This is a genomic window from Mycobacterium sp. E3251 (genome assembly GCF_001666835.1).
In the GTDB taxonomy this organism is placed as follows: domain Bacteria; phylum Actinomycetota; class Actinomycetes; order Mycobacteriales; family Mycobacteriaceae; genus Mycobacterium.
Genome location: NZ_LZJF01000114.1, coordinates 18,588 through 30,613, shown reverse-complemented (window position 1 = coordinate 30,613; position 12,026 = coordinate 18,588). Strand labels below are relative to the sequence as shown.

Annotated in this window: 13 protein-coding genes; 7 read left to right on the top strand and 6 right to left on the bottom strand. The window is 70.0% G+C overall.

Going from position 1 to position 12,026, the window contains the following annotated elements; genetic code table 11:
- The first annotated feature begins 184 nt into the window (after positions 1-184).
- A complete protein-coding gene (locus A5697_RS13840; protein WP_068010971.1) occupies positions 185-586 on the top strand; it encodes a hypothetical protein in 402 nt (133 codons plus the stop codon).
- Positions 587-589: 3 nt separating this feature from the next.
- On the opposite strand, the gene A5697_RS13835 is transcribed toward A5697_RS13840, so the two are convergent.
- Entirely contained in the window at positions 590-1,267 is a 678-nt protein-coding gene (locus A5697_RS13835) for a DUF3060 domain-containing protein (RefSeq protein WP_068010969.1), read from the bottom strand.
- A gap of 56 nt (positions 1,268-1,323) precedes the next feature.
- Between A5697_RS13835 and A5697_RS13830 the strand changes: the two genes are divergently transcribed.
- Together A5697_RS13830 and A5697_RS13825 are read left to right on the top strand one after the other, a co-directional pair.
- A complete protein-coding gene (locus A5697_RS13830) occupies positions 1,324-2,343 on the top strand; it encodes an NADP-dependent oxidoreductase (protein ID WP_067947838.1) in 1,020 nt (339 codons plus the stop codon).
- 156 nt (positions 2,344-2,499) lie between these two features.
- Complete coding sequence (locus tag A5697_RS13825) at positions 2,500-3,330, top strand: family 16 glycosylhydrolase (RefSeq protein ID WP_067947840.1); 831 nt, start codon at positions 2,500-2,502, stop codon at positions 3,328-3,330.
- Here A5697_RS13825 and A5697_RS13820 read toward each other — a convergent pair whose 3' ends face one another.
- Both A5697_RS13820 and A5697_RS13815 read right to left on the bottom strand, forming a co-directional pair.
- Positions 3,331-4,773 (bottom strand): glycosyltransferase family 39 protein, encoded by a 1,443-nt coding sequence (locus tag A5697_RS13820; protein WP_156673294.1) that lies wholly within the window; start codon positions 4,771-4,773, stop codon positions 3,331-3,333.
- A gap of 132 nt (positions 4,774-4,905) precedes the next feature.
- Complete coding sequence (locus tag A5697_RS13815) at positions 4,906-5,133, bottom strand: hypothetical protein (RefSeq protein ID WP_066947520.1); 228 nt, start codon at positions 5,131-5,133, stop codon at positions 4,906-4,908.
- Positions 5,134-5,239: 106 nt separating this feature from the next.
- Here A5697_RS13815 and A5697_RS13810 point away from each other — a divergent pair, with 106 nt between their 5' ends.
- Genes A5697_RS13810 through A5697_RS13800 form a run of 3 tightly spaced genes read left to right on the top strand, consistent with a single transcriptional unit; the run spans position 5,240 to position 6,961 of the window.
- Positions 5,240-5,548, top strand: a complete 309-nt coding sequence (locus A5697_RS13810; protein ID WP_067947845.1) for a hypothetical protein — start codon at positions 5,240-5,242, stop codon at positions 5,546-5,548.
- 59 nt (positions 5,549-5,607) lie between these two features.
- Positions 5,608-6,279 carry a GAP family protein gene (locus A5697_RS13805; RefSeq protein WP_068010964.1) on the top strand — a complete coding sequence of 224 codons (672 nt, stop codon included), beginning with the start codon at positions 5,608-5,610 and terminating at the stop codon, positions 6,277-6,279.
- A gap of 10 nt (positions 6,280-6,289) precedes the next feature.
- Entirely contained in the window at positions 6,290-6,961 is a 672-nt protein-coding gene (locus A5697_RS13800; RefSeq protein WP_067947885.1) for a GAP family protein, read from the top strand.
- On the opposite strand, the gene A5697_RS13795 is transcribed toward A5697_RS13800, so the two are convergent.
- Positions 6,937-7,722, bottom strand: coding sequence for a hypothetical protein (locus tag A5697_RS13795; protein ID WP_068010962.1), 786 nt, complete (start codon positions 7,720-7,722; stop codon positions 6,937-6,939). The two genes, A5697_RS13800 and A5697_RS13795, sit on opposite strands and share 25 nt — an antisense overlap.
- A gap of 28 nt (positions 7,723-7,750) precedes the next feature.
- Here A5697_RS13795 and A5697_RS13790 point away from each other — a divergent pair, with 28 nt between their 5' ends.
- On the top strand, positions 7,751-9,241 hold the full coding sequence (locus A5697_RS13790; protein ID WP_067947849.1) for a bifunctional phosphatase PAP2/diacylglycerol kinase family protein: 1,491 nt from the start codon (positions 7,751-7,753) through the stop codon (positions 9,239-9,241).
- Here the strand turns inward: A5697_RS13790 and A5697_RS13785 are convergent.
- Together A5697_RS13785 and A5697_RS13780 are read right to left on the bottom strand one after the other, a co-directional pair.
- Positions 9,238-10,629: an FGGY family carbohydrate kinase gene (locus tag A5697_RS13785; RefSeq protein WP_068010960.1), complete on the bottom strand. Its 1,392-nt coding sequence runs from the start codon at positions 10,627-10,629 to the stop codon at positions 9,238-9,240. The genes A5697_RS13790 and A5697_RS13785 overlap by 4 nt on opposite strands.
- A complete protein-coding gene (locus A5697_RS13780) occupies positions 10,626-12,026 on the bottom strand; it encodes a mannitol dehydrogenase family protein (RefSeq protein WP_068010958.1) in 1,401 nt (466 codons plus the stop codon). Before A5697_RS13780 ends, A5697_RS13785 begins: the two co-directional genes overlap by 4 nt.

Sequence of the window (12,026 nt, the reverse complement as noted above, 5' to 3'; positions counted from 1 at the left end):
GCCCCCGCCCCGCCGCCGCCCGCGCCCGCGCAGCCGCCGGTCACGATGTACCTGCATTTCCCGTTCGTCACGGTGCCGATTCCCATCACCCCGCCGGCGCCGCCCCCGCCGCCGTAAGGGCATGGCGCACGACCGCGAGTGCGCGCACACTGGGCGGTGACGGCATGAGCGGCGAGGAGGTCGCGTGGGCGAATACGGTGCGTTCGGGTTTGATCCCGACGAGTTCGATCGAGTGATCCGAGAGGGCAGCGAGGGGCTGCGCGACATGTTCGAGCGGGTCAGCAAGTTTGTCGCGGCGCCGGGAGCCCGGACCGGGTGGTCGTCGCTCTTCGACGACCTGTCGCGGCGCCCCCGCCAGGAGCCCGAGACCACCGGCGAGGCCGGAGACGGTGTCTGGGCCATCTACACGGTGGACGCGAACGGCGGCGCGCACGTCGAACAGGTTTATGCCACGGAGCTCGACGCGCTGCGGGCCAACAAGAACAACGTCGACCCCAAGCGCAAGGTGCGGTTCCTGCCCTACGGCATCGCGGTCAGCGTCCTCGACGACGATTCCCCCGACGAGGAATCCGGCGAGCCTTCCTGAGGCTCAGCCCTGCTGGACGACGTTCGCGCTACCGGCGTTGCTGACCTTCGGCGCACCCGAGTGGTAGGTGACCTTGTTGTTGATGCCGGACGCTTGAATGCTGTCGACGGCGTCGACGGTGACCTGGTTCTGCATGCCCGACACGGTGAGGCTCGCACAGTGGCCGGTGATCACCACGGTGTTCGATACCCCGCGGACGACGACGATGTTGTCGTTGCAGGCGATGGTCCGGTTCTCGCCGACCCCGGAGACACTGATCTCGTCGCCCGGCGCCGGCGCCGGTGACGTCGACGGCCTGGGCGTTTTGGTCCGAGTGGCCGACGGTGAGGTGCCGCCCGGGGAGATGCTGGTGATGGTCGGCGGCGAGCTGATGATCGAGCGCACACCGGACAGCTGGTGTGCCGCGAAGGCGGCGATGCCGCCGGCGAGAGCCAGCATGCCGACGACGATGACCGTGCCCAAAATCCACCACATGCGATTGCCCGAGGGACGTTGCGGCGGCGGGCCCGGGAACGGGCCGCCATAGCTCCACGCGGGCGGTGGCGGCGGAGGGCCAGCCGGTCCGGGCGAATAAGCCGGGCCGGCGGGCTGCGCGCTACCCGCTTCGGATGCCCGCGCCGCCTCGGCGAGCGGGCGCTCGAGTTCCCGGATCCGCTCCTCCGGGTCGTCGTTTGCTGCCATCGGTTGAATATGCCATTCCCGCGGCTGGTTTCGGGCGGTTCGGTAGTTTCTGCTTCGTGCCCGAGTTGCCGAATCGTCAGGTGTTGTTGCGTCGCCGCCCCACGGGGCTTGTTCAGCCCGGTGACACGGAGCTGGTCACCACCCCGGCACCCGAACCGGCGGAGGGGGAGGCGCTGCTGCGCACCACCTATGTGGGAATCGACGCAGCCGCCCGCACGTGGCTGGACGACCAGCCGAGCTACCTTCCGCCGGTGCAGCTGGGCGAGGTGATCCGCGCGGCCGGGATCGGCGAGGTGGTCGCGTCGCGCTGCGATGCCTACGCGGTCGGCGACGTCGTCACCACGCTGACCGGCTTCTCCGAGTACGCGATCATCCGCGACGACCTGTTCAGCACGCCCATCCCGGGCGAGGACGACCAGCTGGCGATCATGTCGGTCTATGGGCCCACCGGCGCCACCGCCTATTTCGGAATGACCGACATCGGCCGGCCCAAGGAAGGGGAAACGGTGGTGATCTCGGCGGCCGCGGGCGCCACGGGATCGGTGGCGGGCCAGATCGCCAAGATCGCCGGCGCCCGGGTGGTGGGCATCGCCGGCGGGCCGGAGAAGTGCCGGGCGGTGGTGGAGGACTTCGGGTTCGACGCGTGCATCGACTACAAGAACGACGACCTCGCGGCGGCACTCAAGCAACACTGCCCACGGCGCGTCGACGTCTACTTCGACAATGTTGGCGGGCCGATCCTCGACGCGGTGCTGGGCCGCTTGGCCCCGCGCGCCCGCGTCGTGCTGTGCGGCGTCATCTCCAGCTACCTCACCGGCGAGCACCCCGGGCCGGCCAACTACGTGAACCTGCTGTCCAAGACCGCCTTGATGCAGGGATTCAACGCCCTCGACCAGTGGGGCCGCTTCGACGAGGCGTTCGCCGCGCTTCGGCAGTGGGAGGCCGAGGGCCGGCTCAAGCACCGGGAAACCATCTTCGACGGCATCGAATCGTGCGTCGACGCCCTCAACGGCCTGTTCACCGGGGTCAACATCGGCAAGACGCTGGTCAAGCTCAGCGAACCGGCTTCCCGCTGAGCATCGCGCGTGGTTGGCACGGGAGAAACTGCGCGCCACGAGCCGGGTGTGCGCTGCGTGGCACCCCGGCGCGTGGTTTCATAACACCGTTTGCAAAGGTTGCTTCGGGGTATCGCGCTAGGTCGGAACACGGCTTTCACGATTGGTGGGTTGTAGATGGATCGTCGCAGCATGATGTTGATGTCGGGGCTCGGCATGCTGGGGGCTGCGATGCGCTTGCCCGGTGCCTGGGCCACCCCGTCGGCGCCCCAGGCGCCGCCGTCGGCCGGTCCCGGCGGGCCGTACATCTTCGCCGACGAGTTCGACGGGCCGGCGGGCTCGCCTCCCGATCCCGGCAAGTGGACGATCCAGACCTGGCAGGACGACGTCTTCCCGCCGGTCGAGGGCATCTACCGCGACGACCGCCAAAACGTGTTCCAGGACGGGCACTCCAACCTGGTCCTGTGCGCCACCCACGATCTGCTGAACAACACCTATTACAGCGGCAAGCTGCGCGGCAACTTCCGGAGCATGATCAATCAGACCTGGGAAGCGCGGATCAAGCTCGACTGCCTGTATCCCGGCCTGTGGCCCTCGTTCTGGGGTGTCAACGAGGACCCGCTGCCCGACGGCGAGGTGGACATCTTCGAGTGGTACGGCAACGGGCAGTGGGCCCCGGGCACCACCGTCCACGCGGCGTCCAACGGCAAGACCTGGGAGGGGAAGTCCATTCCCGGCCTGGTCGACGGCGGCTGGCACACCTGGCGGATGCATTGGGGCGAAGAGGGTTTCGAGTTCTCGCGGGACGGCGCCGAGTACTTCAAGGTCCCCAACAAGCCCATCCACGTCCACGGCGGCGCGCCCGACGACTTCCGGTGGCCGTTCAACATCCCCGGCTATTGGATGACGCCCATGTTCACCCTCGCCGTCGGCGGGGTCGGCGCCGGCGATCCGGCGGCGGGTACCTTCCCCGCGTCCATGCTGGTGGACTACATCCGCATCTGGTGATCACCGCGTCGCTTTGAACACCTGCACCAGGTTGAACTGCCAGCGCTCGACGAGCCGGAAGCCCAGATCGTGCGGCACCGCGAAGGCGGGGGTCGCCCCGTAGCGCGGACCGGGCGGCAGCGCCGGACCTTGATCGTGGGCGGGCATCGATTCGTCGGCCTGCGTGATGATCCAGACCACGCGGCAATGGCTGAGTGGCGCGGCGACGACCTCGGGGATCAGGTTGGTGTCGAAGACGTCGTTGCGGTCGGTCGCCCGCTGCCACAGCGTCAGGTCGATCAGCTTGCGATAGGCATCGGGGCGCGCCGCCATCAGGGGGCGCATCGGGGCGGGCATGAACGTCACGGTGTCGTTCACCAGCAGGCAATCGCCCGGCGCCGCCCGGCCCGCGATCAGATCCGCCACCTGGCTGTAGTCCATTCCGTACTTGGCGTACGGGTTTCGCTGCGCCAACAGGTAATTCGGGGCGGCGGCGACGGCGAAAAGGGTGACGACGGCCGCCGTCAGCCACGGCCGGGTGGTCACCGCGGCGGCGCAGACGCCGAGGATCAGCGCCATTCCCGGCGCGGTGAACGTCAGGTAGCGCGGCGTGTAGATCGAGTGCACCAGCGCCGAGTAGATCAGGATGGCCGCGGTCGGTAGGGCAAGCCATGCGACCGCGAGGGCCAGCAGCTGCCCATCGCCGCGCGCCGGCCGCGCGGACTTGCTGAGCCACAACGCAATAGCCCCCGCGATCACCAGCGCCGACAGCACGGCGAACGGGGGGCTGCGCTCGAAATACTGTTGCACCACGACGTCTTCGAGCGTCCGGCGACCGATCGGTGCGATCCAGCTGATTTGATGCGCCTGCCCGGCGACCGTCACCAGGAACGGGGCCATGGCGCAGATCCCGGCGGTCGCCGCGATCGCGAACCGCAGCAAAACCCTTCGCCCACAACGGGACACCACAACGAGCGTGAAGTGCGCCCCGACCAACAGTGCGAGGTAGACATCGAGCGCAATCGACGAGACCAGGGCGAGGCCGTAGGCCGCCCACAGCCAACCGGAGTCGCGGCGCGCGGCGCGCACGAGCAACACCGTCAGCCACACCGCGGCCATCATCGACAGCGCGTAGGGGCGGGCCTCGATGCCCGCCCACGTCGTTCGCGGCAAGACGGCGCAGAAGGCACCCGAGGCCACCGCGACGGTGCGCGACGAAAACTGCTTGCCCAGCACCACGATTCCCGCGGCGGCGCCCCCGACGGCCAGCCCACTCGGCGCGCGCGACCAGAACTCGGTGGGCGGGAAAACCTGAAACCAGGCGTGCATGAGCAGGTAGTACAGGCCGTGCACGGCGTCGACATTGCCCAGCATCCGCCACAACTGGGCGAGGGAACGACTGTATGCGGCCGAGATCGTGGCGGCCTCGTCATACCAGAAAGACGGGCGGCCCGCGCCGCCCATGCTCACCGCGACGGCGAGCACCCCGACCAGCAGCGGGTCCAGCCCGGCCGACGGGCGGCGAAGCGGGTTCCGCACGTCGCTATGGTGCCAGAAGCAGATCCCCGGGCCCGTCGCCGGTCGGCTACCTTCGGGTCAGTTGAGCAGCCAGACGTGCCAGAACCCGTCGGAGCCCAGGCGGCAGTCCCAATGGGTGTACAGGTGGTCGTTGTGCGTGATCTCCACGTGCGGGGCGTCCGCCTCGCAGCCAGACTGGCTCGAGTAGTTGCCCTCGACCTCTACTTCGTCGGCACTGGCCACGCCCACCCCGGTGGTGAGCAGCCCGGCAAACGCCAATAGGCCAGCGGCGCAAGCCATCTTCATTTGGACCTCCCCTTGTTAGCTGAGCCGACTATATCGACCGGCCCGGGCGGGCGATCGAAAACGGGGAATCCGGCAAACCGCCATCATTCGAACGTATGATCGATCGATGGGGCAGTTTGCGTCCATCGGGTACAACGGGCAACCGGTCCGCAGCCCGTTCCGGGTGGTGCGTCCGCCGGTCACGGTCCTGGTGGACCTGACGGTGCTCTTCCCGCGTGAGCCACACCGCTCCGGGCGGTATCAGCCCAACGGGCTGCAACTGCACAAGGTCGTCGAGGGCCTGCTCAGCTGCTGGGGCCTCTGCGAGCAGGGCGACTGGTGGGGGCTGGTGACCTACCCGGTCGCCTACGGCTCCCAGCGCAAGACCGTGACGCACTGGGTGCCCGCCTGGACGTTGCGTCGAAAGCCGTTCTGAGGGCGGCGCTTACGTCGGACCCCTGCGGCCACGTCGGGCCAATGCGATGATGGCTGCCCGTGGAAGCAAGTTGGGGTTCGGTACTGACCAAGCTCATCGCGCTGGCGGCCGTCATCGCGCTCTCGCCGATCACGGTCGTTCCGGCGGTACTGGTCTTGCACGCCCCCCGGCCGCGCCCGGCCAGTCTCGCCTTCCTCGCCGGATGGGTCCTGGGGCTGGCCGCCCTCACCGCGGTGTTCGTCAGCGGCTCGGCGCTGCTCGGCGGCCTGCACCGGGCGCCACCGACGTGGGCGTCCTGGGTGCGGGTGGCGTTGGGGTCAGCACTGATCGCGTTGGGCGCCTACCAGTGGCTGACCCGGCATCGTCACGGCAGCATGCCACGCTGGATGCGGTCGTTCTCCACACTCAGCCCGCCACGCGCCGGACTGACCGGGGCGGTGCTGGTGGTGCTGCGACCCGAGGTGCTGATCATGTGCGCGGCGGCCGGCCTGGCCATCGGCAGCAGCAGCTTTCGCGCGGCCGGCCAGCTGGTCGCCGGGGCATTGTTTCTCGTCATCGCCGCGTCCACGGTCGCCATCCCCATCCTGGCGTATGTCGGCGCCGGTGATCGGCTCGACGATGCGCTGGAACGCCTCAAAGTGTGGATGGAGGAAAACCACGCCACCCTGCTCGCCGTCATCCTCGTCCTGATCGGTTTGATGGTGCTCTACAACGGGATTCGCGCCCTGTAGATTGCTGCGCATGGCAGGTAGCTGGGGCACCGTGCTCACGGGGCTCGTTCCGCTTGGGCTGGTCATCTCGCTGTCGCCGCTCACCGTCATCCCGGCGGTGCTGGTGCTGCAGGCGCCGCGGCCGCGGCCGACCGGCCTGGCGTTTCTGAGCGGCTGGGTGCTGACCCTCGCCGCACTGACGGCGCTTTCCGTCGCGGCCTCCGGCCTGCTCGGCGGGCTGGACAAGTCGCCGCCGCGGTGGTCTTCGTGGCTGCGCGTGGTGCTGGGCTCGGCGCTGATCGTGTACGGCGTCTACAAATGGCTGAACCGGCGCGGCCACGCCGAATCGCCGGCCTGGATGCGCTCGTTCGCGACCATCACCCCGACCCGGGCCGGGATCATGGGGGCGGTGCTGGCCGTGGTGCGGCCCGACGTGCTGCTCATCTGCATCCCGGCCGGGCTGGGCATCGGCACCGCCGGGCTCGGCCTCGCCGGTGACTGGGTGGCCGCCGCGTTCTTCGTCGCCATCGCGGCGTCAAGCGTCGCGATCCCGATACTGGCCTACGCTGCGGCCGGCAGCCGTCTCGACGACACGCTCGCCAAGCTCAAAGACTGGATGGACCGCAACAACGCCGCCCTGCTCGCGGCGGTCCTCGTCCTGATCGGTGCGATGGTGCTCTACCACGGAATCGACGCCCTATAGCCGCCGTCGGTCAGGCCGGCCTCCTCCTCGAGCCGGTTGATCGCGCCGAAGGCGTATTCGCGGACCAGCTCCCGGCCGTAGTCGGCCAGCATGCCCACGTAGCCCTTCGCCGCCCACTGCCGGCAGTGCCGCTCCTCGTGGTGCAACACCCGGTCCAGGTCGAGCCGGCTCTCCACCGGCCTGCCGCCGGCGTGCAGGTACCAGGCGTGCCCGGACTCGATGATGCGGCGAAGCCACCCGGCGGGGTCGGTGACGGCGCCCATGTTGACCATGAAGATGTCGCCCCACGTGGTGCCGGCCCGCCGGCAGAACTGCCGTTGTATCCAGTTGCCGCCCAGGCCCATGAGGATGCCGTTGGGCGTCGTCACGAGGCGCCCGCCGTTGCGGTCGACGAACCCGACGTCGCGGGTGTAGGTCCAGCGATTCGCCTGCTGCCGCAACATGATCCGGGTGATTTCCGCCTGGCTGTAGGGCGTTGGGGGAAAATCGGTGCGCCACGCCCGGTTGCTGCCGTAGCCGGTGCCCGCGTTGAGGATGTAGGTGCTGCGCACCGCCGCGCGGGCGTCGCCGCCGCTGGTGCCCCGGGGCAATAGGAAGAAGGATTTGCCGGCCGGATCCTTGATCTCCGCCATCCGCCCGAGCGGCCGAAAGGTGTCCGGGGTGATGGCGTGCCGCCGGGCGATCTCCGCGACGACGGCCGGGGCCACGCCGTGGCGCGCGGCGTTGTCCCGCCATGCCTCGAAGTAGCCCGGTGCGTCCATGTCCGCCAACCAATTTAGGGTGTAGCGAATGAACTGGCGGCCCAGGCGACGTGCGCGCGGCATCGAACAGATCACCCGGGGGCTCGGCACCCTTGACCGGGAGATCTTCGACGCGATCGCCGAGACCGACACCCCGCTGCTGGACATGGTCATGCCGCCGCTGACCCGGGCGGCCGACAACTCGAAGCTGTGGTTCGCCATCGCCGCGGCCATGATGGCCTCGGGAAAGCCGAGCGCCCAGCGCGGCGCCACGCGCGGCGTCATGACGCTGGCGGCCACCAGCCTGGTCACCAACCAGGTCGCCAAACGCATCCGCCGCCGCCCGCGTCCCGGGTACGAATTGGTGCCGCTGGTCAGGCAGGTCCGCCGCCGGCCGACGTCGAACTCCTTCCCGTCGGGGCACTCCGCCAGCGCGGCCGCGTTCGCCGTGGGGGTCGGTTTGGAGAATCCGATGCTGGGATTCGGGCTGGCGCTGCTGGCCGGGCTGGTCGGGCTCTCCCGGGTGGCGACCGGCGCGCACTACCCGGGCGACGTCGTCGCCGGGTTCGGCATCGGGGCGGGCCTGGCGGTGCTGGGCGGTCGGCTTGTCCCGCCGATCGTCGAGACCGCCCTGCCCAAGACCGAACCGCTGCGGGTCGAGACGCCCGAACGGCCCGAGGGTTCCGGGGTGGTGCTGGTGATCAATCCCGAGTCGGGCAGTGGCACCGGGGCCCGCGTCGTCGACGAGGTACGCGAGGCGCTGCCGAAGGTGGACATCCGGGAACTGGGCCCGGACGACGACCCGGCCGAGGTCTTGCGCGAGGCCGCCGCGAGCGCCGAGGTGCTTGCGGTAGGCGGGGGCGACGGCACGGTGGCGGCCGCGGCCGGGGTGGCCATCGAGGCCGGACTGCCGCTGGCGGTGTTTCCCGCCGGCACGTTCAACCATTTCGCCAAGGACATCGGCTGCGACACGGTGGCCAAGACGGTCGACGCGATCCGGCGCGGCAGCGTGTCGTGCGTGGACCTGGTGTGCCTGAACGAAAGTCAGATGGTCCTCAACACGGCGAGCATCGGCGCCTACCCGACCTTCGTGCAGCAGCGCGAGAAACTGGAGAAGCGCATCGGCAAGCCGCTGGCCGGTCTGTACGCGATGCTGCACACGCTGCGTCACGACCAGCCAGTCCGGATCTCGTACGACAACAAGACGCTGCTGACGTCGCTGTTCTTCCTCGGCAACTCGCTGTACCTGCCGACCGGGTTCGCGCCGTCGCGGCGGACCAGGATGGACGACGGCCTGATCGATGTGCGCATGCTCGACGCGGGCCGGCGGTGGTCGCGGACCAGGATCCTGACCGCGCTCGCGCTGGGGCGGTTGGAGCGCAGCCCGCTCTATCACGAGCTGCAGGTGCCGGAATTCAGCTTCGTCGCGGTCGACGGCCCGACGGTCATCGCGTGCGACGGCGAGGTCGGCGACGAATACGAGAAGGCCAGCTTCACCGCCAAATACCGGGTGCTTCCGGTATTCCGCCCCTGCGTCTAGGACCCCTCGGTCAAGTCCCGCACCTGCGCATAGCGCTCCAGCAGTTCGGGCGCGGGGCCGGCGGTGTATTCGTCGGTCCGGGGCGGGCGCCAGCCGGGCGGTTTTGGCGATCCGCTCAGTGCCCACGCGGCCTGCCGCGCGGCGCCCAACGCGACGTATTGGGCGGCGGCCGGCACCAGCACGGGCACGCCGAACACCGCGGGGGCGATCTCGCGTAGCGCCCGCGATCGGGCGCCGCCGCCGATCAGCAGGATGCGGCGGGTGACGACGTCGTGCGTGGCGAGGTGGCTGAGGCCGTCGGCCAGCGCGCACAGCAGCCCCTCCACGGCGGCCCTGGCCAGGTTGGCCGGCTTCGCGTTCCCCACCCGTAGGCCGTGCAGCGCGCCAGAGGCGTTGGGGCGGTTGGGTGTTCGCTCACCCGCCAGGTAGGGCACCAGGACCAGCCCCGCGCTGCCCGGCGGCGCCGCCAGCGCGAGCTCCGACAGCGCTTCGTGATCGACACCGAGCATCGCGGCGGCCGCGTCGAGCACACGCGCGCCGTTGAGGGTGCACACCAGCGGCAGGTAGCGCCCGGTGCCGTCGGCGAATCCCGCGACGAAGCCGGCGTCGTCGCGGACTGAGTCGGCGGTGACCGCGGCGACCACCCCCGACGTCCCGACGGAGACGATGACGTCGCCCTCGTCGGCGCCCAGGCCCAGCGCCGCGGCCGCGTTGTCCCCGAGGCCTGCCCCGAATGTGGTTGTGCCACTTACGGTTGCGCCCGACGGGCCCAGCACGGTAGGCAGCCGCGGGCGGCGGCCGCGCAGTGCCAGCTCGAGCAGGTCGACGCGGTAGGCGCCGCTCGCGGCATCGAAGTAGCCGGTGCCGCTGGCGTCGCTGCGGTCGGTGGTCAGCGCCGCGATGTCGGTGTCGTCGCGCAGTCGCCACGTCAGCCAGTCGTGCGGCAGGCAGACGGCCGCCGTGCGGTCCGCGTGCCGCGGCTCGTGGTCGGCCAGCCAGCGCAGCTTGGCCACCGTGATCGCGGCCAGCGGCACGACCCCGACGGCTTGCGCCCATGCGTGGGGGCCGCCGAGTTCGTCGACGAGCGCGCGCGCCGCGTCGGCCGAACGCACGTCGTTCCACAGCAGCGCGGGCCGCACCACCCGGCCCGCCTCGTCGAGGCACACCATTCCGTGTTGCTGCGCGCCGACGGCGACGGCCTCGACGCCGTCCAGTCCGCCCGCGGCCGCGATCGCCCCTCGGGCGGCGGCTTCCCATGCGGCCGGGTCGATCTCGGTCCCGTCAGGATGCACGGCGCTGCCCTCGCGGACCACCTCGCCGGTGGCGGCGTCGCAGATCAACACCTTGCAGGACTGCGTCGACGAGTCGATGCCGGCGACCAGCCTCATTCGCGGGCCCCGACGAGTGCCCGCAACGTGGCGCGCGCGCCGTGCCGGTGCAGCGAATCCAGGGCCCACAGGTACGGCTCGAGGAAGCGGGGTTGGTCGATGAGGTCACCGAACACCGCACGGTTGGCGAGAAACGCGGCCGGGTCCGCGCGCTGGGAGCGGGCGATCGGGACGAGCGTGTCGGCGAGCCGGTCCACCACCTCGATCGGCCGGCCTTCTTCGTCGACGCCCTCGGCGTAGCGCGCCCAGCTGGCGACGATCGCCGCCGCCAGCCGCACCGGGCCCCCGCGCCGCAGATTGTCGGCAACCACCGGCAGCAGCCACTTCGGGATGCGGTCGGACGAATCGGCGCACAACCTGGCGACCGTGTCGCGCACGTAGGCATTGGCGAACCGCGGGATCAGCCCGGCCTTGAAGTCGGTCAGCCCCGGGACGCGCACCAGGGTCGGCATCGCCTCGGATTCCATGTAGCGGTCCAGGAATTGGGCGATCAGTGGGTCCTGGGCGGCCTCGTGCACCAGCCGATAGCCGGCCAGGTAGGCGAAGTAACACAGCCCCTGATGGCTGGCGTTGAGCAGCCGCAGCTTCATCGCCTCGTACGGCGTCACGTCGTCGACCAGTTGGACGCCGGCCTTCTCCAGTGGGGGCCGGCCGTCGGCGAAGTGGTCTTCGAGGACCCACATGGCGAATGGCTCGGCGACCACTGGCCAGGCGTCTTGCACGCCGAATTCGGAGTCCAGCCGGTCGATCACGTCGGACGTGGTCACCGGCGTGATGCGGTCGACCATCGAGTTGGGGAATGTGGTGTGCTCGCACATCCACTGCGCGAGTGCGGGATCGAGCCGCTCGGCGCGTGACATGAACGCGTGCCGGGCCACGCTCCCGTTCTCGACGATGTTGTCGCACGAAACGATCGTGGGGGAGGGCAGGCCCTGTTTCCGCCGCCGGTTCAGTCCCTCGGCCACGAGGGGGAACACGTCGCTCAGCGGCGGGCGGTAGCCGCCTTCGGTGATGGTGAGCGAGACGATACGGGTGGTGGGGGTGGCGAGGAGCTCGATCACCGCCTCGGGATCGTCTGGCGCGTAACGGAAGTCAACGATCGAACCGATGACCCGTGGCTCCCGGGTGCCGTCTGGGTGTTCGAGGACCAACGTGTAGAGGTAGTCCTGGGCGCGCAGCACGTCGCGCATGCGCCGGTCACCCGGCAGCACGCCGACGCCGCAGATTCCCCAGTCCCGGGCCAGTCCATCGCTGAGCAACCTGTCGATGTACATGGCCTGGTGGGAGCGGTGGAAGCCGCCGACGCCGAAATGCACGATGCCGACGCCTATTTGGCTTCGGTCGTAGGCCGGGACGGGGATGTTGAGGGCGCCCAGGTTGCGCGCGCTCAGCTCCAT